Below are 22921 nucleotides of genomic sequence, written 5' to 3' on the forward strand. Positions count from 1 at the left end.
CTTTTTTATTGGGTACCACCAATAAAATTCACACTATATAGGTGATGCCCTATGTTACTTTTTCTTCTTGATAAGCATTTTAACAATCACATAAACAACAGCGACCAACACAATAAAGCTCAATACTTGCCATAATGTAGTTAACATGTGACCACCTCCAACCGATCCTTTGCAAGTATTTTAGGAGCAGTTGGTATCATATTAATATAGTGAATAAAACAAACTCAAGTCTACGTTTCTATCAAAGAATGTGCCTACTCCTTGTACAACCATAACGTATTTCAAATTACCTTTGGCATCAAAATTAACAGACGTTTTATTTTTAGCGATATCAGCATCAGCATAGATTTCCGTCCAATCCAATGCAAAAGTTACTCCATCTGCCCAAGTCCGCGCAACTGCGTTGTCTATGTATCTAAATGAGCCACTGCTTTCTACATAAGTCTTTCCTTCCAAATGGATAGTAGCCAGACCAGCTTTTTTAGTTGTTTCTTTTTTGATTACTCCCGCGGCAAATAAAGAAATCTTATTTGAATCGTCAACAACTTGTACTGATTCTTCTGAATCCAAATACTGTAGCAAGGCTTCTAGTTCCTCTTCACTATCCACTTTGATCACTTCTGTACCCTCTGGAAGTGTAGAAAGATCAAAAGATTTTAAATCATATTCTTCATACAATTCATCATACGTTTTACCTTCCGTAGTTGAAAAGCTCTCTTGTGGTGTAATGTCTGCAACGGGCACATAAACCAAGTTATCATTTGCCTCTGCTGCATGAGCAGATTGATAGATAGCCCCACTAAAAATTACTGCTGCTAACAAAGATACACTCATGAACTTTTTAATCATAATTAATCCTCTCCTTTACACTTTTTCAAATAACAATATATTCATACCAAAAAATAGAAATTAAACAGTTACAAATTGTTTACAAAAAACATTTTATGGATTTATTTAGCAAACAAAAAATGTTAATTATCAGTATTTGATAGTCCATTCTCTAACTCCAAAAAATAAAAGAAGAACGAACTTCTGTGGTCAAGACCTTATTAGCAGAAAAATGCACTCCTGAAAGTTTTCATTGATAAACCGTAGGGGTTTTTCAAATGTCTACTTTAAGAGGTGCACTTCAGTATGGCTTTGGTTTTTATATTTTTTAGAGTTCATGATGTAAAAAAAGAGTAATTTTGCCTTCATACTTTTGCTCGCCTATTCAAACTTGGCAATATCCGCAAACTGCGCTTTTATCGCTTTGATTAAATTCTCTGGAGTCGTTTCGATCTGTACGCCAATGCTTCCCCCACTGACGATGATGGTGTCCAGTGATTTGGCAATTTCATCTATGCGTGTCGGAAACAATTTCTTCATGCCAATCGGTGAACAGCCCCCACGGATATATCCGGTAACTGCCGTGATGTCTTTTACCGGAATCATTTCGATTTTCTTTTCACTGACCGCTTTTGCCGCTTTCTTCAGGTCAAGCTCGGCCTCCACCGGGATGACAAACACATAGTAGCCTTTGCTTGTACCTTGGGCAACCAAGGTCTTATAGACGACGTGCTCTTCCCTCCCGATCTTATGGGCGACTGAGACGCCATCTATTTTTCCGTCGTCTGTGCTATAGGTCAGCATCGTGTATGCCATTTTTTCCTTTTCCAAAATGCGCATTGCATTGGTTTTTGTCTGCTTCATTTTCTGCTCCTTGGCGTTAGGGATGCGTATTAACAGCTTGTATAGCTGCTCTACTCTCGCTATTTCTGCCAGTCAGCTTTGTAAAGCTTGTACGAATAATACGCTTCCTCCTTGATTACGATGTCATTTACGAGAACAAAGCCGCATTTTTGAATGACCCGGTTTGAGGAAACATTGCGATGCATAGCTACTGCGCTAAGCTCCTCCACATTGGTATTCTCGAACAAATAATTGATCATCCCGATTGCTGCTTGGGTGGTATACCCTTTATTTGCATGCTGATCCGATATCGCATAGGCAATCTCTCTATTCGGAGCCGGCAATTCCTCTTTTATCCCAGTGTAGCACCATCCAATAAACTCTCCCGTCTCCTTCAAGATCACCCCTAATCGAAGGCGAAGCTGTCCTACATCGCCCCCATCTGCTACGGCCTTGATGAATTTTCTGTTTTCCACAGTTTCGTAGTTGGTCAACCAATTCAATCGCTGCTCTTTGGGAACGCTCCATTCTGGTAAAAACTCAATGATATGCGGTTGTTGCGTAATGTTGTATATGGCATCCACATCTTCAACCAAAAACTCACGCAGTATGACATCCTTGCATTCGATCGTCAAAATACGTTGGGCATTTGTACTCATGCTCATTCTCCTTTTCCTTCTCGCTGTATCTCCATAAAGTCAACATCAATGATTGGCCACTCTTCTTCAATGACTCTCCTCAATCTGTTCATGGTCTCCCTGTCCTCCGCTTCTATCGCTTGACCCTCGACCGATTGCAAAAAGACCACGTAGAGGATCAAATGGCGCAGCTTTAAAAAGTCAGGCAAATACGAGAGCCATTCTGTCAGAAAATCGTTTTCCTGTCGGTATCCTTTTAAAAAGCTGGTAAAGAATTCTCGGATGAACAACTGCTTGTCATCTGCTTGCTGCAACGGGCGAAAATACGCATAAAACAGAACGACTGCAATATCGTAGACGAAATAGTTATAAGCACTATCATCAAAATCAAATAACGTAATGGCACCGGCATGTACATGAAAATTGTGAAAATGCAAATCGCCATGGATTATCCCGTACCTATCTTTATCTCGTGGCAAGCACTTCAAGCGATCCAACAGGTCGTTCGATTTTGCGATCACGACTTTTTGATCCGCTGGGATGTAACGCTGAAGGTTTACATGCTCTTCCTCAAACCATTCTTTGCGCTTCCAAACAGGATTCAAGGCTTGATACGATTTGCTCAAGGAATGCAGTTTGCCTGTGATTCGTCCCCATTCTTCAAAAAATGGTTCGCTCCACACCGCTTTCGTTGGGAGTTGACCGGGCGCTTTTTCATAAGCGACGGCGGTAAAATAGGATACATTTTCTCCGATTACCTCTACCAAATTCCCCTCATCAGAAGGAATCGATTTGGCTACAGAGACACCATTTTTCCCCAAATAATGGAGCCAGTTCATTTCGCCATGAATCTCATTTTTTGTTCTTCTTGTACTATGCGATATTTTTAAAATAAACGTGGCATTATTTTTTGTATATTCGTATACATAGCTGTCAAACCCACCGAGAAATCTGACATCTTCTTTTGTAACTCCATACCGTTTTATTAATTCTGTGAAAATATTGTCTGTGTACAGACGCTGAATATGCGGCAGCACGATTGACCTCCGGTTGGTGCGATTTACAATCGAAATTGATAGGTAATTAGCGCACGAGTTTTTGTGTTTTAAAAATGATAAACGTAGGCCGTCTGATCTCCACGATTTGATGAGGCAGTAGGATGAGACCCTCTGGCGAACAGGTTGGCTCGATGATCTGATCGAGGGTAAGTCCTGCCTGGATCAACCCATTGACAGCAGATGACATGGACCGGTGATAAATGACTGCCTTTTTATCTGGTGTAACCTGCAGATCGCGTGGACCGTCATCCAAATAATCATCCAAAGGCCAGAAGCGCTTTTCGCCTGCCTCATCCCGCACCCAGCCCTCAGTTAGCTTACGAGCGGTAATATGCGGATGCAGAGCGGAATAGACGAAATATCCGTTGTCACGCAGCGCGCTCACTACTTTTTTCACTACCCGTTCATACTCTCCTATATAATGCATGGCGAGAGAGCTAACAATCAGATCGAATTGATTATCTGGCAGCTCAATATCTTCAAGCGATCCTTGCAGGTACGTAATCCGATCATCCGAGTGATGTGCTCGCGCATAGTCGAGCATATTTTTCGAGAGATCTACCCCTGTTGCATCTGATGCTCCCTGCTCGATACGTATTTCACTAGCTGTCCGCCACCGCATCCCAGGTCGAGCACGGACTTTCCTGTTAATGGAGGCAAACAACCACGGATTGCGGGCTGCTCAATCAAATCGTTCTCTGACCGTCCCGACAAACGATTATTTTGGAAATTTTCAAACACATCTTGCTGATCGTATACATTTTGCCTCATCGAGATCCCTTCTTTCCCAACGCCCATAAATAATGAGTATAATTTTACCATAAGCACCAGTACCTGAGGAATCTATTGCAGAAAGAGTGAGCGTACCCCATGTTTTTTCAAAAGTTGAAACGAAAGCGATACCGCGTTAGCCTCATCCTGTTTTGCCTGATCTTGATCATTGTTTGGTTTCCGTCCTGGACCCCCTCCATAAAAGACGAGAACGGTGCCGTCATCCCAAACAGTATCGCCGTTCTTGAGCAGGTTGAGCTTGGCGGTATTGAGCAGTCGATCTTGATTCGTGGCAAGGACAAAAACAATCCGATTCTGCTCTTCCTGCATGGCGGACCAGGCTATCCCCAGATCGCGTATGCCAGACAGTACCAGGAAAAACTGGAGAACGATTTTATCGTCGTCAATTGGGATCAGCGCGGTTCGGGGAAATCGTATCATTGGGGCATGTCCAGCGATGAGTTGCAGGTCGATAAGCTCATATCGGACACCAAAGACTTGACCGTCTATTTGAAGCAAAAATTCAATCAGCCCAAAATTTTTATCGTCGGACATTCGTGGGGAAGTCTGCTTGCTACCTGGACGGTCCAAAAATATCCCGAAGATTATTACGCGTACATCGGTGTGGGGCAAGTCGCGTACTCTATGCTTGGCGAGCAATTGTCCTATCAATTTGTGCTGGAGGAAGCACACAGGCAGAACAACGAACAAGCGATCAATGAGCTTACAATTATCGGCCCGCCGCCTTACCAAAATCCGCGGCAGGATGCCACGCTCGAAAGAAAGTGGGTCACTGCTTTTGGCGGTTCGGAACGAAAAAGCAATTCTTATGAGGCACTGATTAGCGGCGTCTTGTTTTCCCCAGAGTATACATGGGTAGACGGAATTCGCTTGGTTCTGGGCGACTCTTTTTCCAGACATGCTATCCTGCCACAAACGAAGCATGCGAATCTGCTAGAAACGATTCCCGAGCTGCCCGTTCCGGTCTATTTCTGCATGGGAAGATATGATTATATGACCCCGTCTCAGGTTGCCTATAGCTATTTAGAAAAACTGAAGGCACCTGCGAAGCAATTTATCTGGTTTGAAGAGTCTGCTCATTTTCCCCATTTTGAAGAAATAGAGAAATTCTATCAGCTCATGCTCGACGTCAAAGAAAAAACCGGGCTATCCCGATAAACTCCAGATAGCTCGGTTTGGATGGATTACGCTTGTTGCAGTAAAAACTGTTTTCCGTACTCGCCATGATCCAGAATGGTTGGGTCTTCAATCTGGATCGTCGAATGATCGATACCGTATTCAGTCTTCAGTAGATGGTTAATGGCCATGATTACACAATATGGTTGGATATTATCCCGAACAAAGACGTGTGCAGTCAATGAATAATGCTCCGTAGTTACTGCCCACAAATGAAGCTCATGAACATCCTCTACACCCTCGACCTTACTGATTGCTTCACGGATGGCTTCGAGATCGAATTGCTCCGGTACGGATTCCATCAGAACAGAGTACGATTCGCGAATGATTTTCGCCCCTCCGGTAAAGATGATTCCCCCGATCACCATACTGATCAACGGGTCAAAAATGTAGTAGCCTGTGAAATGGATCAAAACGGCAGACGTGATAACACCAACAGAGCTGAGCAAATCGCCAATGAAGTGCCAAAGAGCGCTTTTTACATTGAGGTTGTCTTCTTCTTTTGTACTTCTGCTTAAAATGATTGTCAGAACGATGTTTACGACCAGTCCAATAGAAGCAATGATTAACATCAGCTGCAGGTCAACATCCTGCGGATTGATCATCCGTTTGATACCCTCGATGACGATACCAATCGCGATAATCGCAAGCGCTAAACCATTCAGAAAAGAAGCGATAATTTCAAATCGCAAAAAGCCAAAGGTGTATTTTTGATTCGGCTTTCTCGTCGCCATGTAGATGGCTGTCATGCTCAATCCAAGTGCAATGACGTCAGAGATCATATGAGCAGAGTCAGACAAAAGTGCCAGCGAGTTGGAAAGCAGTCCGCCTACTACTTCGACTATTGTAAAAAACAGGGTCAGGATTAACGTGATCCACAATGTTTTCTTAGATTTACTTTGCTCTTTCACATGATTTAAATGATGATAGTCAGCATATTTCATATGAGAACTCCTTTCAATTAAATAAAATGAATACTATTTAATAATTATTTTAATCATACACTTTTTGTTCCCTTTTCTCAAATGAACATTTTATGGATAATACAAGTGATAGTCATTACCAATTAAGCTTGATTTGCTTAGGAAAATCGGCATTTTAGCGGGTTCTTCTGAATTAGGTCAAATGGTATTATCACTGAGAATCATGCTCATATAATACGAACAGTCCACGAACAAAAAAGCTCCGTGGACTGTTTGTTACATTTCTTTGATCAGCTTGGATAATGTAAGCAGTGCTCGCTCCATATCATCCTCATCAGCGTAAGCATAAGACAATCTCAAATGGTGGCTGTCCGCCTGGTCATAAATGTACCCGGGATTGAGCAGGATCCCCTCTGCGATTGCCTTGGAGAATAGCGTACGCATGGAGACAGCTTGATGGAGACGAAGCCAGACATAAAAGCCTCCTTGGGGAATCTTCCAGTCAGCGATATCAAGAAACCACTGGTTCAATGCCTTGCACATCCGTTCTCTTCTCTCTCGCAGTGCAATCCGAGTCTTTGCTAAATGCTGCCCATACATTCTGCCAGACAGCCACTCCGCTGCCACCCATTGAGATAAGACGCTCGAACCGTAATCAATTTGCATTTTCACGTCCGCAAGCCGTTCGATGACTGGCTCCGGCCCCACAAGCCAGCCAATACGCAGACCTGGACTTAACGTTTTGGACAGGCTGCCTAAATAAAGAACCAACCCATTCTGATCCCGTGTTTTAAGCGGCCACGGACCTGGTTCATCAAGCCATAGCTCCCCGTAGACGTCATCCTCCAAAATCGGCAAGCGCTCCCTTTCGCAGACAGCCATGACCTGCTCTCTTCTTCCCTCGCTCATCAGTATCCCAGTCGGATTGTGATAGGCCGGAATGGTGTAGAGCAGTGCTCCCTTATGGATTTGCTTTTGCCGGGACAGCGCCTCAGGCTGTATTCCTTCCTGATCCATGCCAACTCCCACCAATCGCATCCCGGACGATTGGAAAAGAGGCAATGAATACAAGTACGATTGCTGTTCCAATAAAATAGCTGACTCGCGGTGCAAGATCCCGAGCGAAATCAGTTGCATCGCCTGAAGCGCACCCGAGACGACGAGAATAGAGCCAGGCGATGCCTCTACTCCCCTGTTTCGCAGATGAGAGCTGATCGCTTGACGTAGCACTAGTAGACCCTTTGGCTCTGAGTAACCAAGTGTGGTCATTTTTCCGCGCAGGCCACTCATCACCTCTTCCATTCCTCGTGTAGGAATAAGCTTAGGTGACAGCTCCCCTGTTCCTAGCCGGATATAGCTCGGATCTGGCTCATACCGATTGATTAGCTGGATGGTCGGAATATTGGGAATCTGCATCCCAGACTGTACATATCCCATCCAGTCTGGCGGCGGATTTGTCGTCAAAAGCGACCACGTATTGTTGCTAACGATTGTCCCACTGCCCATTGTCGACTCAATCAGGCCCTCCGCTTTCAACTCCTCCAAAGCAGTCACCACCGTGCTGCGATTTACCTCGAAGGCTTGTGCCAATGCACGTTGTGTAGGTAACTGGCTTTTCACAGGCCAATCACCTGAAGCGATTTTTTGTCGTATGTACGCAACGATTTGCAAATAAACGGCTATATCTGAAGACTTGTCGGGCTTCCAGTCTATAGTAAGCATCAGCCGTTCCTCCTTCCTGGCTCCATTTTACAGATTGGTTGAGTCAGAAGTAAACCAATTGGCTGGAGACAACAAGATTAGAAACAGGAATAATGACAGTATTCGCAATCAACTGGAAGGACATAAGGAGGAACATCTGTGATCGAAGCAATTTTACATGGGCTCGTGCTTGCATTCGGACTCATTTTACCGTTAGGTGCCCAAAATGTTTTTGTCTTTAATCAAGGTGCTGCCCAGCCTACAATATGGCGTGCATTGCCTGTAGTCATCACAGCATTTTTGTGTGATATGCTGCTTATTTTGTTAGCTGTGCTCGGGGTATCGCTCGTTGTACTTACTGTCTCATGGCTAAAGACGGTGTTGTATGTGGTCGGCGTCTGCTTCCTGCTCTACATGGGTTATCTCACATGGCGAAGCCGTCCCACAACGGATAACAGCGAGGCTAAGCCATTTTCGGCAAAACGCCAGGTCATGTTTGCTGCCTCCGTCTCTCTACTGAACCCGCACGCCATTCTGGATACAATCGGGGTAATCGGAACTAGCTCGCTCAGCTATACGGGAGCAGAAAAGTGGGGCTTTACCATTGCTTGTATCATCGTCTCTTGCCTCTGGTTTTTCGGCCTTGCTATCGCAGGACGCACGGCTGGCAGATTGGACCGTTCCGGACGACTGCTGCGCTGCTTAACTATCATTTCCGCCATCATCATGTGGGGACTCGCCCTGTATATGGCTAGCCAGCTATTCTTTCCTATTTCCTGAAAGGGTGCATAAACACAGCCTCCCCCACTAAAAATACTCTTAGTCAGATGTACGCGGGGAGGTTCTTCATGCTTTTTACCAAATCAGACGCCCTACTGGACGATCTTTATGAGATCGCAAAAAATGTTCATGAATCCGCCGTTTATTTTAATCAATATAAAATTTCTTCATTAGAAACCGTGAAAGGCTTTGCTGATACCATGAAGGAATATGAGTCAAAGGGAGATAAGCTGATTCATGAAATCATCATCAGAATCAACAAGACATTTATTACCGCGATCGAGCGAGAGGACGTCATGGAGCTGGCAGTAAAATTGGATGACGTACTTGACGGGCTGGAGGGTTGTGCGTCCAGGCTCTATATGTACGATATCATTGAACCAGATGAAACCATGGTGAAATTCGGCCAAATCATTGAAAAATCTACCCACCAGATTTTGCTCGCGACCCAGCTGTTGCAACAACAAAAGCTGACAGCGATGAAAGAGTATATTATTCGGATCAATGATTTAGAAAGCGAAGGCGACGAGCTGTTACGCGGCAGTATTCGCCAGCTTTTCAAAGCAACGACCGACCCGATTCACATCATCCAGTTCAAGGAAATCTATGAAGTACTCGAGGACGTCATGGATCATTGTGAGGACGTCGCGAATGCGATGGAGACCGTCATCATGGGCAATACATAAAACAAGGAGACCACTTCCATGCATACGAGCCTAACCCTCATCGTTATCGTCGTCGTTCTTGCTGTTTCCTTTGATTTTATCAATGGATTTCACGATACGGCCAACGCTATTGCCACGACCGTCTCTACGAAGGCCCTGCCTCCCAAAATCGCCATTGGGCTTGCTGCCATCATGAATTTTATTGGAGCCCTTACTTTTACAGGTGTCGCCAAAACGATAGGTGGCAAAATCGCTGACCCCTCCAAGCTGGAATACGGTGTCCTCATCGTCATGGCAGCACTGCTCGCCTCGATTTTCTGGAATCTCATTACGTGGTGGTACGGGATTCCTAGTAGCTCTTCCCATGCCCTGATCGGTTCGATCGTCGGAGCTGTGATTGCAGCAGCAGGAACCACACCGATCAATTGGGGTGGCTTCACCGAGATTTTCAAGGCGCTGATTCTTTCTCCGATCATCGCTCTTTTGCTCGGCTATCTTATGATGAATCTGTTTTATGCTATTTTCCGGCGCGTCGCGACCCCTCCCTCCAAAATTAACAGGCGGTTTCGCTACTTCCAAATCCTGACGGCTGCTCTGCAATCATTTACTCACGGTACAAACGATGCACAAAAGGCAATGGGAATTATCGTTTTTGCTTTAGTGGCGGCTGACTTGCAGTCTGATCCTGGACATATTCCGTTTTGGGTACAATTGATCTGTGCGATTTCCATGGGACTCGGCACATCTGTTGGCGGATGGAAAATCATTAAAACAGTTGGAGGAAAAATTACCAAAATCGAACCGATTAATGGGGCGACCGCCGATCTGACCTCCTCCTCCATCATCTTCACCTTTACACAGCTAGGCTTGCCTGTCAGCTCCACACATGTGATTTCCTCGGCAATCATGGGTGTCGGCGCCGCCAAACGGTTGAAGAGCGTCAATTGGGGAGTCGCCAAACGGATTGTCATCACTTGGTTTATCACACTGCCAATCTCCGCGGTCATTTCTGCGCTGATTTATTTCTTGCTTCATCTATTTGTGTAAAGAAGAGATCATGCAGGATCAAAACAAAAACGAAGCCCCTTCCAAAGCAGCTGTTTGCAGCAGCATCTCTGGTCAGGGCTTCGCTTTTTTCCTCGGCTGAACATTCATGTCCTTTACTTTTGAATAACAATTTGCGCTTGCTTGCTTACATAGCTGTCGTCCTTTAGCTGCTCCTGGATGGCTTTCCACTTTTCCTTTGTCAACCGATCAGACAACGGTTCACCAAACACTTCTTGCGTTGCTTTACGCGTGCTTGTATAGGTTCCATCTTCAAAGTGGAACTCAATCGCTTCCAAATTATCCACTAAGGCATACGCGGCAAGGGAATTGTACAGCAACGCCCGCTTTAGCTCGATTTCTTTCACACTGCTTGCAGGCCCACTGTACAATACTTTCAGCGTGAGCTTGTCAGAGTCCAGCTCAAATGTCTTCGGTATGCTTTGCAGGGGCAAATGCTGAAACAGATTCATGAGATTGGACGCATTCCCCATGTACTTGTTTTTATATTTCAGAATGGAGTCCAGATCGTGCGTAAGCGGATTTTGCTGCTCTAGCTGATACCGCTCTTCCTTGGCCTGATTCCCCGGAATGATGAAGCCCTGAATCAATACAAGCAAGGCAATTCCTGCGATTGCTAAAACCATAATGACTCTATGCCTCATAGCCATCATCTTCACCTGCCTCATACTTCATCAATAGCCCAGGTACGATATGAAACAGCATCGGTATAAGGAACGAAACAAAAGGTAGCGCATACTGGGTGCCCAGCATTGCAAAATGGTACGGTCCCGCGATTTTAACCTGCGTCTGAAACCAAATGTTGCTTCCAAAGAGCATGGCCGTGTTGTAAAGAACCGTAACCGTGATAAATATCGCCCAGATGATCCAGACCAGCTTTCTGCGGCGAAAAGCTGCCTGCACATCGAAAGCAGCCGTCCGGCGCAGGTGCATATCATTCTTTTTCAAGCGCAGCACCACGTATACAATCCCTAAAATAATGCTCCCCAGCAAAAGCAATCCATTTAACAAAATCCCGCTCCCGACGATTCGAAAAGGCATCGTAACGATCCAGGCGATCAAAAAATACAGTAAGCCTCTTTGCACCAGCTCTGCTGTCATTTGATTGACATAAACCTTCGATTGGTCGTCGATCAGATCATCGATCGAGATAATGCTTCTTCTCGCAACATCAACCGCATCGTTATACGACATGCCGCCTGCGGTTAAATCGGCGACCTTTGCTTCGAGGTTACTCAGTATCTCACGTTTTAGCTCCTGGATTTGTTTGCTGCTTTTGTACTTTTCAAACAGCTGGTCCACATGCTTGCGTAAACTCTCCATCAGCTTTGATCCTGCCTTTCGATTAATTGATCAATGATTGCTTTGGCTACTTTCCATGACTCCAAAGCAGCTTCATACGCTTCCTTGCCCATTGGCGTCACTTTGTAATATTTTCGTCTGCCGCCCTGTGTTTCGTCTCCCCAGTAAGAGACGATTTGTTTTTGCTTTTCTAGCCTTTTCAAGCTTGTATACAGGGACGGCTCCTTCAGCTCGTATTGACCGCCGCTATTTTTAGCAATCGCCTTCATGATTTCGTAGCCGTAATTATCGCCTTCGCAGAGCACTCGCAAAATAATGGCATCGAGATGCCCGCGAATGATTTCGCTGCTAATATTGCTTTCCCCCATCTATTTCACCTCGCAAATACAACTTAACACACATTACTATGTGTGACAAGGTAATGTGTCAAAAATAGGTTCCCTTCCATCAGGGAACCCTTGTAATAAGCGTGTATTCGATTGTTCAATTTCTTGGTTAGTTCAAACAGTGACAGGACAGGATAATAGTAACATCATGGATTTTTGCGTTCAAAGGAGCTGATATGAATTGTCTAGTCTACGGTTCCGGCAATTTTGTTATCCACTCATCGCCCTGTTTGTAACGATCGCCCTCCTGTGGACACATCATCAAAATCGTCTACATACGTCTTTTGCAGTCGCTTCACGGACACAAACCGTCACGATTTCCAGTGCCGGCTTTTTGCCCAATCGGTTAGCAATTCGCGAAGGTGATCTTGTTTCCTTGATGATCGTCAACACAGACACCAGACCACATAACCTGGCTATTCGTGAGCTAAACCTGGCATCCACTGAATTAAAGCCTACCCAATCGACCATGCTGCAATTTTCGGCTGATCGAAAAGGCCAATTTTCCTTCGTGTCCGATTCTCCTGGATATCCAGAAACCGGCTTTCAGGGAACACTGGTCATTGAGTAGTCGTAACCTCTTCTTGGTGTACCTGCTGCTTCCATGGACCGTACTTAATAATCAAAAGCGGGATAATCCCGATTGCCGTCATGACACCAAAGAACATATAAATGGCTAGCATCGAATACGAATCCTTGATCCAGCCTGCTACCAAATTGCATAGCATCGTCCCGAGCCCGCTTCCGACCGAGAAAAAGATGGCGATCGCCGTCACTTGCAAGGAGGCGGGCGTGTTTTCTCTCACAAACTGCGCCGCTGTCGCCAAATAAAAGCCGACTGAAATTCCCTGGATAAAGAAAATCGCCAAGATCGCAGTAGTGCTCGGTTCCGAGCTGTACCAGAACCAGCGAAGAGCGGAGAACACCGCTGCAGAAAGAAGCGTCAGCTCTAGACCATACTTGCGAACCAAAATGCCTGCGAGCTTCATAAAAGGCGCTTCACTACCTGCAAACAGCAAAAATGCCAGCCCAACTCCAGCCACTGTTCCCCCGATTTCCTGATAGTACAGTGAAAACCAGATGTTATTGGCATTCACCGTGCCGAAAACACAAAACGACGCCATCAAAAAGAGCACAAACCGCGGAATGCGCAGTAAGTCCTTCACACCCTTGAACATACTGACTGTAAACCGTGAAGATTCAGCCACTTCTTCTGGCACACGCCACACAAACAGAATCGCTATCAGTAGAGCCAGGCAATACGAATAAAACAAAACGAATGGGCCCCACCGATCTACCAAAAGTCCCGTGACAAACGCCGCCAAAGCGAAGCCAACCGCTCCCCACATGCGAATATCACCAAATTGGAGCTGCCGTTTTTTGGCGTAGCCCAAAGCCAAGCTGTCCGAGATCGGAATAACTGCGCTCTGAAAAAAGGATAAAACGATATAGAGCAGCAACACATACGCAAAGGTGGAGACCGCCGTAAAAAGAAGTCCCACCAAGCCCGAAACAACCAAGGTCAGGATAAGAATCGCCTTGCGAATTTGAAAGCGGTCACAAATCATTCCCCACATCGGCTGTGTCACGTTCGATACGACTGGTGCTACCGCACTGATCAAGCCAATTTGCGTGCCTGATAATTGAATGGATTTGTAATATTGAGTTATTAGCGGCGAAAAAGCGCCAAACCCGTAGTACATAAAAAGAAAAAGGGCAGCAAAACTAACATATCTGCCAGTATCGCTACCCCGTTGATTACCGGAGGGTATTTCCGACATAGGACTCTCCTATTTCACCGTCGGCAATATTTTTGCCATGTTAACGGTACGTTTCTTTTCCCAGGTCGCGGGATTGAATTCATCGAATTGCTCCAGAAAGCTGATGACTTCCTTGGTCAGAGGTGTTGGTGTTGATGCACCAGATGTGACCGCCACATTTTTCTTGCCACGCAGCCATTCGATATCCAGCTCTGATAAATCCGCGATCCGATAAGACGGCACACTTGCGATTTCCTCAGAGACCTGTGCCAGTCGATTGGAGTTATTACTGCGCGGATCTCCTACGACAATACATACATCCGCCTCGCCGACCTGCTCTGCTACGGCTTCCTGACGAACCTGTGTAGCCAGGCAAATCTCGTTGTGTACCTCTACTCGCGGAAAACGCTTGATGATCGCATCCATCAAATGCTTTACATCCCATTGGCTCATCGTGGTCTGGTTCGTCACAATCAGCTTATCCGCATGAACCTCCAGTGCATCGAGCTCTTCTACCTTTTGCACCAAATGAACGTGTTCAGGCGCGATCCCGATCGCTCCCTCTGGTTCAGGATGACCCTTTTTCCCAATGTAGATCACATGATAGCCATCCGCTACCTTTTCGCGAATCAGATCATGCGTCTTCGTTACGTCCGGGCAGGTTGCATCCACAACCGTCAGTCCTTTTTCCCGTGCTTTTTTGCGTACCTCTGGAGATACGCCATGGGCTGTGAAAATGATCGTTCCCTCGTTCACCTGATCCAATAGCGCGAGGCGATCCTCCCCATCCAATGTTTTGATTCCTTGTTTTTCAAACGCCTCAACGACGTGTGCATTGTGTACAATCATGCCCAAAATGTGAATCGGGCGGGGTAGGTCAAAGTTTTGCGCTGTGCGGAGTGCCAGTACCATAGCATCCACTACACCATAGCAATATCCGCGGGGGGAAATCTTGATGACTTCCATCTATACCCCTCCTATTTTCTAATGACGTTCGCCCATTATTATACCTTATTTGCTCGCTTCCCGCTTCTGTTCATAAACCTTCAGATTATTGTAAACAACTTTTAAGAGTGGAGTGGACAAGCCCAGCTTTTCTGCGTGCTCAAGCAAATACCCTTGAAGATGATCTCCCTCAACTGGCAGTCCTTTTTCCATATCACGCAGCATGGAGGATTTCATGGCTGCTCCCTGCTTTTGGAACGTTACCATTTGCTTCTCAACGATATCTGGGCGAATCGGGGCACCCAGCGCTTGCATGACAGACGCCACTTCTTCCGATAGCTGTCTGGTCAGCTCCAAGCCATACGGTGTCTCGCGAATTGGACCTGCTGCTGAATTCATCAATGTTGTAATTCCTGAAAATGTCGTGATGAACAAATATTTGTGCCACGCTTCTTGCTGGATATGCTCGCTCGCCCGGATCGTGCTCAAGGCCTCAGAAAATACTTGCTCAATGCGATCTACACGCTCGCTTCTTCCGCCTTCCCACTCTCCGAAGACAGTATCATGCATCGCACTCGTCTGAACCACATCACCATCGGCATTCAACGTCGTTTCAATAAAGCAAAGCCCTCCAAGCACTCGCTCCTTCCCAAAGCGCTCCCACAGAAGCTCCATATGGGCAATTCCATTCAAAAGCGGAATGACCACGGTTTGTTCTCCTACATACGGAGCGATCGACTGGGTGCTGTCTACGAGCGTGTAAGCTTTGTTAGACAAGAGCACTACATCAAAAGGTCCAGCCTCTTCACCAGCCAAAATGGTTTGGGGAGAAGGCAAGTGGATGTCCCCGTGGATACTCTGCACGCGCAAGCCTCTCTCCTGCAATTGCTTGTATCTACGTTCCCGAACCAGGAATGTTACATCCACACCTTTTTCCGCCAGTCTTCCTCCAAAATAACCACCGATTCCACCAGCTCCGAGTACGAGTACCTTCATCAAAATTCCGCCTCCATTTTTAGTCCAAATAGTTTGTCTTCATTCTACAAAACCAGCAACATTTTCTAAACCCCATAATACAATGTTAGAAATCCTTACATTCAACGTAAGAAAATCTCTTGACGAACAATGTCGATCTTCCCTATAATACAAAATATAATAACGTACGAAAGAGCGAACTTTTTGAGTATAGTTCGTAAAATAATTCGTGATTGGAGTGCTCTATCCATGGATATGAAAACTGTCTTGTCCACCATTGACTCTGAAAAAATCGAATATGTTGATTTTCGAATCGTTGACCTGCTCGGTCGCCAGCATCATGTAACGGTTCCTGCCTATGCTGTAGATGAAGGTACGTTTCGCAACGGGGTTGCCTTTGACGGGTCCAGCCTGACCGGGTACAAATCCATCGAAGAAAGTGACATGGTCGCGATGCCTGACCCTGCTAGCGCTTTTATCGATCCATTTGTAGAAGCCAAGACATTGAATATCGTTTGTAACATTGTCAATCCAGACAACTCCACCTACACTCGTGATCCGCGTGGCATTGCCTTGAAGGCAGAAGCTTACCTGCAACAGCTTGGTGTAGCGACCGCAGCGTATTTTGGCCCTGAATCGGAGTTTTTCCTGTTCGACAGTGTCCGCTATGCTTCCGGTCCATCTGGCTCCTTCTTCCATATCGATTCTGAGGAAGCATTCTGGAACACAGGAAAAGAGGGACAAAACCTCGGCTACAAGGTACGCAACAAAGGTGGTTACTTCCCTGTTCAACCAACCGATTCGCAAATGGATATCCGCAATGAAATGTGCACACTGATGACCGGGGCTGGCCTTTCCGTCGAGCGTCATCACCATGAAGTGGCAACCGCAGGTCAAGGTGAGATTAACTTCCGCTTTGATACACTCACTCGCACCGCTGACAATCTGCTTTTGTTCAAGTACATCGTTCGCAACGTAGCAGCCAAGCATGGCAAAACCGCTACCTTCATGCCAAAGCCAATTGTTGGCGACAATGGCTCCGGGATGCACGTTCACCAAAGCTTGTTCGATGGCGATACCCCCCTGTTTTACGAGCAAGGTGGATATGCCAATCTGAGTGAAGCAGCTCTCCACTACATCGGTGGGATTCTGCACCACGCTCCTGCCCTGATCGCCTTGACCAACCCGAGCACCAACTCGTTCAAGCGTCTGGTTCCTGGCTATGAAGCACCTGTAAATCTTGTGTTCTCCAAAGGTAATCGCTCTGCTGCTGTCCGTATCCCGATTGCGGCTGTCACGCCTAAAGCGTCCCGCATCGAATTCCGCACACCAGACTCTACTGCCAACCCGTACTTGGCGTTCGCTGCCATGCTGATGGCTGGTCTGGACGGAATCAAGCGCAAGCTCGACCCACGTGAATTGGGCTATGGTCCAATGGATAAAAACATTTACGATCTCTCCGATGCCGAAAAGCATGAGATCAAGAGAGCTCCTGCTTCTTTGGAGGAAGCACTGCTCGCTTTGGAACAAGATCACGACTTCCTACTCGAAGGCGGCGTCTTTACCAAGGACGTAATCGATAGCTGGATTTCCATCAAACGCGGCGAGATCGAACAAGTGGAGCGCACCGTGAATCCGAAAGAGTATGAGCTGTATTACGATCTGTAATAAATGGCGAAACGCAAACAAAGCCCTTCTCAAAAGGAAGGGCTTTTTACATACCCCCGGAATATCCCGAGGGCTGTTGATGGAGTATATTCTATTGTCCAGACTTCACAGGAACTGTAGCAGATAAATCACTGCCTTTTTTAAGCACCTCGCCTTTTACAGTAATCGTTCCTTTCCCTACAGTTCGAATTACTACACCATAAAGCGTTAGATCCATCACGTTTTCTCCAGGCTCATATCTGATTTGCGCAACTCTCATACCTGCAAAGTCATCTACTAAGATGATCGAGTCAAACTCCAGCCGATCAATTAGCGAATCTGTATTGATCGTTAGTGTAAACGTTAGTAGATTACCGAAAGTAGTATAATCACCTTCAACTACGTTTACTGGGTCAATCGTTATATCATCATTTTGGCTATTCTCGACTTATCCCCTACTGTTTGTTTGAGAGGGTTTTCGTTCGAGTCTACACCGTGCAGGCGACTTTCATCGCACACGGCGTTTCATCAACGGATAAAAAGGTTTTTACAACGGGCACCTTCAGGTTAACCAAACTAGACTCGCTGGTAACCTATCCAAAGTTAATTTATTTCATCACTAGTTAGTGACTTCGAATCTGTAAGCGATCAATCATGGATAAAAAACGAGACCCCTCGCAAAAGGGGTCTCATTTCCTGTAGCTCAAAAAGGAATGCGCTTCGTATGAATCGTGTAATTGTGTTCAACCGCCCACTCTGTGAGTCCACTCCAAAAATCTTCGCAGGCAGATAGTAATTCCGACGGGTCTGACAGATTTCCTGACATCACCAGTTTCGCTACCTTGTCGAAGCCAGCAGGTCGCTCCGGCAACTCCAAAGCCTCCGGCAACACCATCGCTCCGGTCGAGTACCGTTTTTGATTGTGCAATCCTATTAGCATTGCACCGTACTTTGCAAACTGCATGGTCAAATACGGCAAGTAGGTGTTCGGGCCGTTCACGCTAATATTTCTCAGCTTCCCAATAAACTCGTACATTTCGCCTACGAGCACTTCATTGATAGCGTTCGTGAAATCTTGGGTGGCGGGTGATTCTGCCGCTTTTTTGAGCTCCGCAAAAAAACCTTTTGGATCATACAGGCTTAGTGGGGAAAAGAAAGGACTATGCGTCAGCGGCCACTCTCCTTCAACAGTAGCTGCTGTAGATAAAATGACGCCTGCACTCAGTACATTCACTTCGGCTTTCCACGGTCCCGCTGACCATTCATAGCTAAAATCTGTCTCGTCACCAGACTCATCAAGTACACAAAACATCTCGATGTCCGAAAAAGGCCCATCTGTACCTCTGGAAACAGATCCGTAGACCCCAATTGCTAAAACCTTTTCTCCGTAAACTTCTTGCAATCTCGAAGCAATTTCGTGGCAGGTTTGAAATCTTTCGCTTTTTGACATTTCTACTGGTCCATTCATGTTCATATGCTTACATCTCCCTTAGTCATTAGTGGGGTGGATTGACACAAGTACATGAATGGTGGACCTCGGGATTAACGGGGGACTTTCTTTGGATGCATAATTCCCCTCCTCCTTCATTTTTATAGTAAGTCTCCTAATTTTTTTCATTCTAGCAATAGTCTAGGTACTTCACAAGACTCTTTCCCAATTTCCCCCATACATTTACCTCAGTGCCCTCGGTAAACTACAATAAGCGTATGATTGGTAAAAGGAGGGATGTACAGAAATGGAATCTTACTCCCTAAAGGAGCTTCAAGCCTATATCCAGCAAAATGATTCTCGCCCTAAAAACAAGCAAGCATACTTTTTGAAGCTCATAGAAGAAGTTGGCGAACTATCAGAAGCAATCAGAAAAGGCTCTCGCCTGGCTGAAACAGGAAGCATCAAAGGCACGATCGAGGAAGAGCTCTACGACGTCCTCTACTATGTCTTGGCACTAGCGAATTTCTATGAGATCGACATGGAAGAAGCGATGCGGTTGAAGGAAGAATTCATTAAGCAAAAGAATGCGAAGCGAAAATTAGCACATGAGCAGAAGAGGAATGAAGATTCATCCGGGATCGCGAGTGAAACCAATGAATGACTTATTTCAATAGGTATTTTTCTCAGCCCTAAATCGTACATGAAACCTTCCCCTCCTCACGATCGTCTCTATTAACGATGTTTTCCCTTGGAGGTTTGGTACCATGAATCAGGTATTCGCAGCAGTCATGCTAATCGTCTTTTTATTGCCGTTTTCCGTTGGCAGTGACACATTAAACAGCGGCAGTCCCACCAAGGATACGTCAACGATTCTAGCCGAAGCTCCACTCGATAGGAAAATGGCAGGAGATTCAAAAGCAAAATATCTCGTGCTGGTTATGACGGATGGACAGTATCGTATCGAGCAAGAGCCTGGCCCCTTTACTGGCCCTAACTGGACGGGTACATTTGAACTCCAGCTGCTTGACGGGCAGAGAAGCATCCTTTCGTCATACCACTTGAACGATTCGTTCGATGAGCTGCTGTTCCAAAAATCGTTTTCCTTCGCCTTTGCCGATTACAATGATGATGGACATATCGATTTTTCGATCGGGCAGTATGCGTCCAGCAATCTTTTCATCTACAAGCTGTTTACGATAAGGAATGGGAAAATCGAAATACTGCCGATGGATTCAAATAATGGGCTTGTCAGCTCGGAGCGCGGTTATTCTGTCTTGTTTGTGCAGGTTAGCCCAGACTCCTTTAAAACCGTTCATTACGACAATTCGGTTGGAAAATACCTTGAGCGCGTATACCAATGGAAAAATAATGAGTTTACGGTGATTCACGAGGCTGAGGCCAGTTTCCTGTAAAAAGCCCTCCTACACGTAGAAGGGCCATTGCTCGTCTAAATTTTAAAGCGACTCAGTGAATCCTGCAGGTCGAGTGCCATTTTGCTTAATGCTCCCGCTGTAGCAGAAACCTCTTCCATCGTGGCATTTTGCTCCTCTGAAGCGGCAGCGATGTTTTGAATGTTGCCAGAGGATTGCTCTGTAATTTGGGAAACCTCCTGGATCGACTCGACCATGATTTGTGACTCTGCATGAATCGCCTCTACAATTCCCACCACTTCTTGTGATTCCTGTGAGATGTCCTCAATCATTTTGACGATGTCGGTAAACAGCTCTCCCGTCTGCTCAATCATGGTTATTCCATCCTGCACGACAGCTGTTCCGTCCTGCATACGACTCACAGCTTGCTCGGTATCCAATTGGACCTGTTCGATGATGGCCCTGATATCCCCGGCTGCTTTCGCTGATTCCTCCGCCAGTTTACGGACCTCATCGGCAACGACAGCAAATCCTCGACCGTGCTCACCCGCTCTCGCTGCCTCGATAGCAGCATTCAGTGCCAAAAGATTCGTTTGGTTGGCAATTTGCGTAATAACTTCAACGATATGCGTAATATGCTTGGATTTTTCATTCAAATGGATAATATCATCCGCTGTCGTTGACGACGTCTGGCTAATGAGACTGATCTGGTTAATCGTCCGCGCTACAACGTCATTGCCATTGGACGCCTTTTCGTTTGTTTTCGTAGCCAACGCAGCTACAGCAACCATGGAAGAGCTCAATTGCTGCAAGCGCGTAGAAACTTCTGTCACACGATCATCCGCATCTTTCATATTGACAGTTTGTTTTTCTGCCCCGATCGATACTTCTTGGATCGCCTGGGCGATCTGCTCTGTCGCTCTCTCCGTCTGCTCGCTGCTGGCTGCCAATTGCTCCGAAGATGCCGCCAGCTGTTGGGAGGTCTCTGCGACATCACCGATGATTTCTCTCCATTTCATCGACATGCCATTGAAGCTGTCACATAGCTGTCCGATCTCATCCTTGTTTTTGATCTGCAAAGGCTCAACCGTCAAATCGCCATCATCCATTCGCTTCACTAGAGCTGTCAGCTTCACGAGCGGTTTTGCGATATGGTTGGCAAACAAAACAACAATCGTTGTTCCCACAAGCAGGGCACAACCTGTAATAATAAGCAGTACATAAATAATCTGATTCGCATTGCTATTGTAATCACTCATATACGAACCAACAATAATGATCCAGCCCCAATTCGGATCGACTTGCGAATAGGCAATTTTCGGTTCAAGTGCATTCGGATCATCTGGCAGAGGCCATTTGTAGTAAGTGAACCCCCCACCATTCAGACCTTGTTCGAAAATGTTACGAGCAAAGTAAACGCCATCCGGGTCTTGCTTATCCAAGAAATTTTGTCCTTCCGAATTCGGATGGAGAATCAGGTTTCCTTGTTTATCATATGCAAACATGTAGCCATTTTTCCCAAAATCAAATTCCTTGGTAATTGTTCTTTTCCCATCGGCCGTTTTCGGTCCAAGGATATGCGTTTTCACCAGCTCTTGCGCTTCCTCTAGAGATATTTTCCCGCTTTTTACATCCTCATTGATGACATCAATCATCGAAATGACCAAGCGCACGGAATTTTTCAGACCCGTCTGCGAAAGCTCGTTGAGTCCATCCTTTGCCACGGTGTACCCGATGATCCCTGTCAACAGAGTAGGAATGGCTAGCAAAAGCAAACAAACAATGACTAATTTTTTTCGTATCGTTACTCTCATTCTGTCTTCTCCTTCATGCTAGGACATGTGATAATAACCTATACCCGGCTCGTTATTATTCAAACATGTAGTTTAGTAATCAAATAAAAATAGACCAAGAACACCTCGTCAGTGTCATTGATCTTAAAATAAAATTTTATCGAGTATAGCGTTTTGATTGATCTATAAACGAAACAATAAGCTAATTGCCGCACAGGCCATCTGCATCTGTGTTGCCCGGCTTTTGCCATTTTACAGTTTCGCCAACTATTCGTCTAGTTGATCAAAACGAGCAAGGACTAAAGTCATTCATCCTTACTCTTTACCTTTGATCAGGTAATCTTCCTTTTGCTTTTTAATTTTTTCATCCTTGGTCATTTCATGCTCCAAAACGTTAAACATAAGCTCGTTCTTTATTTTACGGGATACATTTCGCTCAGGTGGATTGGAGACGGAAGTGCCCATAATCATATCGTCTTTCATTCGCTTGCCTCCCCTTTGTCATTTGCGATATAGGATGTCATTGGAGAGGCTGTACTATTCGTTCGGACACAAAACATGCTATTATTTTCCTAATACAATAGCATAGCTCCTAAAGGGTGGTCGGCTCATCTCCTGAACAAAAGGGGGTGAGAAAAATGACAGTGTATGAAGCGATAAGCCTGATGATTGCTTTTGGCACGCTTATTGTGGCCATACTGTCTTTCCCCAAAAAGAAATAGATCACCCTTGAGCCTGCCAGCCGGGTGATCTGCGTTTAAAAACCTGTTACTTGCTGAGCCGCCCCCTGTGGGGAACGTCTATTGTAGTGACCGTGGGTGCGCCAACACCTGCGGTCCTTT

Annotated in this window: 27 protein-coding genes; 9 read left to right on the forward strand and 18 right to left on the reverse strand. The window is 45.7% G+C overall.

From position 1 onward, the window contains the following. Nucleotides 1-201 precede the first annotated feature (201 nt). The 6 genes from SB752_RS02450 to SB752_RS02475 all read right to left on the reverse strand — a co-directional run bounded on the left by SB752_RS02450 (nucleotide 202) and on the right by SB752_RS02475 (nucleotide 4138). Entirely contained in the window at nucleotides 202-849 is a 648-nt protein-coding gene (locus SB752_RS02450; protein ID WP_410714146.1) for a hypothetical protein, read from the reverse strand. A 360-nt stretch (nucleotides 850-1209) separates the two neighbouring features. Continuing rightward, entirely contained in the window at nucleotides 1210-1692 is a 483-nt protein-coding gene (gene ybaK, locus SB752_RS02455) for a Cys-tRNA(Pro) deacylase (protein ID WP_410714147.1), read from the reverse strand. A gap of 59 nt (nucleotides 1693-1751) precedes the next feature. Beyond that, nucleotides 1752-2330: a GNAT family N-acetyltransferase gene (locus SB752_RS02460; RefSeq protein WP_410714148.1), complete on the reverse strand. Its 579-nt coding sequence runs from the start codon at nucleotides 2328-2330 to the stop codon at nucleotides 1752-1754. A 2-nt stretch (nucleotides 2331-2332) separates the two neighbouring features. Continuing rightward, nucleotides 2333-3346, reverse strand: a complete 1014-nt coding sequence (locus SB752_RS02465; protein WP_410714149.1) for a phosphotransferase enzyme family protein — start codon at nucleotides 3344-3346, stop codon at nucleotides 2333-2335. 46 nt (nucleotides 3347-3392) lie between these two features. Continuing rightward, nucleotides 3393-3911 (reverse strand): class I SAM-dependent methyltransferase, encoded by a 519-nt coding sequence (locus SB752_RS02470; protein ID WP_410714150.1) that lies wholly within the window; start codon nucleotides 3909-3911, stop codon nucleotides 3393-3395. Between the two features lie 14 nt (nucleotides 3912-3925). Next, nucleotides 3926-4138: a class I SAM-dependent methyltransferase gene (locus SB752_RS02475; RefSeq protein WP_410714151.1), complete on the reverse strand. Its 213-nt coding sequence runs from the start codon at nucleotides 4136-4138 to the stop codon at nucleotides 3926-3928. A 99-nt stretch (nucleotides 4139-4237) separates the two neighbouring features. Between SB752_RS02475 and SB752_RS02480 the strand changes: the two genes are divergently transcribed. Next, on the forward strand, nucleotides 4238-5317 hold the full coding sequence (locus SB752_RS02480; RefSeq protein ID WP_410714152.1) for an alpha/beta fold hydrolase: 1080 nt from the start codon (nucleotides 4238-4240) through the stop codon (nucleotides 5315-5317). 26 nt (nucleotides 5318-5343) lie between these two features. Here SB752_RS02480 and SB752_RS02485 read toward each other — a convergent pair whose 3' ends face one another. Continuing rightward, nucleotides 5344-6279, reverse strand: a complete 936-nt coding sequence (locus SB752_RS02485; RefSeq protein ID WP_410714153.1) for a cation diffusion facilitator family transporter — start codon at nucleotides 6277-6279, stop codon at nucleotides 5344-5346. A gap of 255 nt (nucleotides 6280-6534) precedes the next feature. Next, nucleotides 6535-7980: an aminotransferase-like domain-containing protein gene (locus tag SB752_RS02490; RefSeq protein ID WP_410714154.1), complete on the reverse strand. Its 1446-nt coding sequence runs from the start codon at nucleotides 7978-7980 to the stop codon at nucleotides 6535-6537. Nucleotides 7981-8118: 138 nt separating this feature from the next. Here SB752_RS02490 and SB752_RS02495 point away from each other — a divergent pair, with 138 nt between their 5' ends. The 3 genes from SB752_RS02495 (at nucleotide 8119) to SB752_RS02505 (ending at nucleotide 10451) form a co-directional block, all read left to right on the forward strand. Continuing rightward, nucleotides 8119-8739 (forward strand): LysE/ArgO family amino acid transporter, encoded by a 621-nt coding sequence (locus SB752_RS02495; RefSeq protein ID WP_410714155.1) that lies wholly within the window; start codon nucleotides 8119-8121, stop codon nucleotides 8737-8739. 68 nt (nucleotides 8740-8807) lie between these two features. Beyond that, complete coding sequence (locus SB752_RS02500) at nucleotides 8808-9425, forward strand: DUF47 domain-containing protein (protein WP_410714156.1); 618 nt, start codon at nucleotides 8808-8810, stop codon at nucleotides 9423-9425. An 18-nt stretch (nucleotides 9426-9443) separates the two neighbouring features. Continuing rightward, a complete protein-coding gene (locus tag SB752_RS02505; RefSeq protein WP_410714157.1) occupies nucleotides 9444-10451 on the forward strand; it encodes an inorganic phosphate transporter in 1008 nt (335 codons plus the stop codon). A gap of 113 nt (nucleotides 10452-10564) precedes the next feature. Here SB752_RS02505 and SB752_RS02510 read toward each other — a convergent pair whose 3' ends face one another. Genes SB752_RS02510 through SB752_RS02520 form a run of 3 tightly spaced genes read right to left on the reverse strand, consistent with a single transcriptional unit; the run spans nucleotide 10565 to nucleotide 12139 of the window. After that, nucleotides 10565-11113 (reverse strand): DUF4825 domain-containing protein, encoded by a 549-nt coding sequence (locus tag SB752_RS02510; protein ID WP_410714158.1) that lies wholly within the window; start codon nucleotides 11111-11113, stop codon nucleotides 10565-10567. Beyond that, nucleotides 11103-11792, reverse strand: coding sequence for a permease prefix domain 1-containing protein (locus SB752_RS02515; protein WP_410714159.1), 690 nt, complete (start codon nucleotides 11790-11792; stop codon nucleotides 11103-11105). Before SB752_RS02515 ends, SB752_RS02510 begins: the two co-directional genes overlap by 11 nt. Then, on the reverse strand, nucleotides 11792-12139 hold the full coding sequence (locus tag SB752_RS02520; RefSeq protein WP_410714160.1) for a PadR family transcriptional regulator: 348 nt from the start codon (nucleotides 12137-12139) through the stop codon (nucleotides 11792-11794). The genes SB752_RS02515 and SB752_RS02520 overlap by 1 nt, the downstream gene beginning before the upstream one ends. A gap of 199 nt (nucleotides 12140-12338) precedes the next feature. Between SB752_RS02520 and SB752_RS02525 the strand changes: the two genes are divergently transcribed. Further along, nucleotides 12339-12728: a cupredoxin domain-containing protein gene (locus SB752_RS02525; RefSeq protein WP_410714161.1), complete on the forward strand. Its 390-nt coding sequence runs from the start codon at nucleotides 12339-12341 to the stop codon at nucleotides 12726-12728. Here SB752_RS02525 and SB752_RS02530 read toward each other — a convergent pair. The 3 genes from SB752_RS02530 to panE are packed head-to-tail and all read right to left on the reverse strand — an operon-like array spanning nucleotide 12718 to nucleotide 15858. Continuing rightward, nucleotides 12718-13938 (reverse strand): MFS transporter, encoded by a 1221-nt coding sequence (locus SB752_RS02530; RefSeq protein ID WP_410714162.1) that lies wholly within the window; start codon nucleotides 13936-13938, stop codon nucleotides 12718-12720. The genes SB752_RS02525 and SB752_RS02530 overlap by 11 nt on opposite strands. 9 nt (nucleotides 13939-13947) lie before the next feature. Further along, on the reverse strand, nucleotides 13948-14883 hold the full coding sequence (locus SB752_RS02535) for a 4-hydroxy-3-methylbut-2-enyl diphosphate reductase (protein ID WP_103104142.1): 936 nt from the start codon (nucleotides 14881-14883) through the stop codon (nucleotides 13948-13950). A 45-nt stretch (nucleotides 14884-14928) separates the two neighbouring features. Next, entirely contained in the window at nucleotides 14929-15858 is a 930-nt protein-coding gene (gene panE, locus SB752_RS02540; RefSeq protein WP_410714163.1) for a 2-dehydropantoate 2-reductase, read from the reverse strand. A 228-nt stretch (nucleotides 15859-16086) separates the two neighbouring features. Between panE and glnA the strand changes: the two genes are divergently transcribed. Then, a complete protein-coding gene (glnA, locus tag SB752_RS02545; RefSeq protein WP_410714164.1) occupies nucleotides 16087-17505 on the forward strand; it encodes a type I glutamate--ammonia ligase in 1419 nt (472 codons plus the stop codon). 91 nt (nucleotides 17506-17596) lie between these two features. Here the strand turns inward: glnA and SB752_RS02550 are convergent, their stop codons facing one another. Next, the gene (locus tag SB752_RS02550; protein ID WP_410714165.1) at nucleotides 17597-17722 is read right to left on the reverse strand and encodes a hypothetical protein; all 126 of its coding nucleotides are present in this window, start codon (nucleotides 17720-17722) and stop codon (nucleotides 17597-17599) included. Between the two features lie 465 nt (nucleotides 17723-18187). Further along, complete coding sequence (locus tag SB752_RS02555) at nucleotides 18188-18958, reverse strand: ANT(4')-I family aminoglycoside nucleotidyltransferase (protein ID WP_410714166.1); 771 nt, start codon at nucleotides 18956-18958, stop codon at nucleotides 18188-18190. 262 nt (nucleotides 18959-19220) lie between these two features. On the opposite strand from SB752_RS02555, the gene SB752_RS02560 reads away from it, so the two are divergent. Continuing rightward, nucleotides 19221-19577 carry a MazG nucleotide pyrophosphohydrolase domain-containing protein gene (locus tag SB752_RS02560; protein ID WP_410714167.1) on the forward strand — a complete coding sequence of 119 codons (357 nt, stop codon included), beginning with the start codon at nucleotides 19221-19223 and terminating at the stop codon, nucleotides 19575-19577. Nucleotides 19578-19680: 103 nt separating this feature from the next. After that, entirely contained in the window at nucleotides 19681-20328 is a 648-nt protein-coding gene (locus SB752_RS02565) for a hypothetical protein (RefSeq protein WP_410714168.1), read from the forward strand. Between the two features lie 35 nt (nucleotides 20329-20363). Here SB752_RS02565 and SB752_RS02570 read toward each other — a convergent pair whose 3' ends face one another. Beyond that, nucleotides 20364-22100, reverse strand: a complete 1737-nt coding sequence (locus SB752_RS02570) for a methyl-accepting chemotaxis protein (RefSeq protein ID WP_410714169.1) — start codon at nucleotides 22098-22100, stop codon at nucleotides 20364-20366. Nucleotides 22101-22394: 294 nt separating this feature from the next. After that, a complete protein-coding gene (locus tag SB752_RS02575; RefSeq protein WP_410714170.1) occupies nucleotides 22395-22562 on the reverse strand; it encodes a hypothetical protein in 168 nt (55 codons plus the stop codon). A 155-nt stretch (nucleotides 22563-22717) separates the two neighbouring features. On the opposite strand from SB752_RS02575, the gene SB752_RS02580 reads away from it, so the two are divergent. Continuing rightward, a complete protein-coding gene (locus SB752_RS02580) occupies nucleotides 22718-22801 on the forward strand; it encodes a putative holin-like toxin (protein ID WP_410714266.1) in 84 nt (27 codons plus the stop codon). Nucleotides 22802-22921 lie beyond the last annotated feature (120 nt).

This window comes from Brevibacillus sp. SIMBA_040 (assembly GCF_046535075.1).
Lineage (GTDB): Bacteria > Bacillota > Bacilli > Brevibacillales > Brevibacillaceae > Brevibacillus.

Coding starts and splice junctions, on each gene's coding strand:
- SB752_RS02450 (WP_410714146.1), bottom strand. CDS start 849: ATGATTAAAAAGTTCATGAGTGTATCTTTGTTAGCAGCAGTAATTTTT.
- ybaK (WP_410714147.1), bottom strand. CDS start 1,692: ATGAAGCAGACAAAAACCAATGCAATGCGCATTTTGGAAAAGGAAAAA.
- SB752_RS02460 (WP_410714148.1), bottom strand. CDS start 2,330: ATGAGTACAAATGCCCAACGTATTTTGACGATCGAATGCAAGGATGTC.
- SB752_RS02470 (WP_410714150.1), bottom strand. CDS start 3,911: ATGCTCGACTATGCGCGAGCACATCACTCGGATGATCGGATTACGTAC.
- SB752_RS02475 (WP_410714151.1), bottom strand. CDS start 4,138: ATGAGGCAAAATGTATACGATCAGCAAGATGTGTTTGAAAATTTCCAA.
- SB752_RS02480 (WP_410714152.1), top strand. CDS start 4,238: ATGTTTTTTCAAAAGTTGAAACGAAAGCGATACCGCGTTAGCCTCATC.
- SB752_RS02485 (WP_410714153.1), bottom strand. CDS start 6,279: ATGAAATATGCTGACTATCATCATTTAAATCATGTGAAAGAGCAAAGT.
- SB752_RS02490 (WP_410714154.1), bottom strand. CDS start 7,980: ATGCTTACTATAGACTGGAAGCCCGACAAGTCTTCAGATATAGCCGTT.
- SB752_RS02500 (WP_410714156.1), top strand. CDS start 8,808: ATGCTTTTTACCAAATCAGACGCCCTACTGGACGATCTTTATGAGATC.
- SB752_RS02505 (WP_410714157.1), top strand. CDS start 9,444: ATGCATACGAGCCTAACCCTCATCGTTATCGTCGTCGTTCTTGCTGTT.
- SB752_RS02510 (WP_410714158.1), bottom strand. CDS start 11,113: ATGAGGCATAGAGTCATTATGGTTTTAGCAATCGCAGGAATTGCCTTG.
- SB752_RS02515 (WP_410714159.1), bottom strand. CDS start 11,792: ATGGAGAGTTTACGCAAGCATGTGGACCAGCTGTTTGAAAAGTACAAA.
- SB752_RS02520 (WP_410714160.1), bottom strand. CDS start 12,139: ATGGGGGAAAGCAATATTAGCAGCGAAATCATTCGCGGGCATCTCGAT.
- SB752_RS02530 (WP_410714162.1), bottom strand. CDS start 13,938: ATGTCGGAAATACCCTCCGGTAATCAACGGGGTAGCGATACTGGCAGA.
- SB752_RS02535 (WP_103104142.1), bottom strand. CDS start 14,883: ATGGAAGTCATCAAGATTTCCCCCCGCGGATATTGCTATGGTGTAGTG.
- panE (WP_410714163.1), bottom strand. CDS start 15,858: ATGAAGGTACTCGTACTCGGAGCTGGTGGAATCGGTGGTTATTTTGGA.
- glnA (WP_410714164.1), top strand. CDS start 16,087: ATGGATATGAAAACTGTCTTGTCCACCATTGACTCTGAAAAAATCGAA.
- SB752_RS02550 (WP_410714165.1), bottom strand. CDS start 17,722: ATGGATCTAACGCTTTATGGTGTAGTAATTCGAACTGTAGGGAAAGGA.
- SB752_RS02555 (WP_410714166.1), bottom strand. CDS start 18,958: ATGAACATGAATGGACCAGTAGAAATGTCAAAAAGCGAAAGATTTCAA.
- SB752_RS02560 (WP_410714167.1), top strand. CDS start 19,221: ATGGAATCTTACTCCCTAAAGGAGCTTCAAGCCTATATCCAGCAAAAT.
- SB752_RS02565 (WP_410714168.1), top strand. CDS start 19,681: ATGAATCAGGTATTCGCAGCAGTCATGCTAATCGTCTTTTTATTGCCG.
- SB752_RS02570 (WP_410714169.1), bottom strand. CDS start 22,100: ATGAGAGTAACGATACGAAAAAAATTAGTCATTGTTTGTTTGCTTTTG.
- SB752_RS02575 (WP_410714170.1), bottom strand. CDS start 22,562: ATGAAAGACGATATGATTATGGGCACTTCCGTCTCCAATCCACCTGAG.
- SB752_RS02580 (WP_410714266.1), top strand. CDS start 22,718: ATGACAGTGTATGAAGCGATAAGCCTGATGATTGCTTTTGGCACGCTT.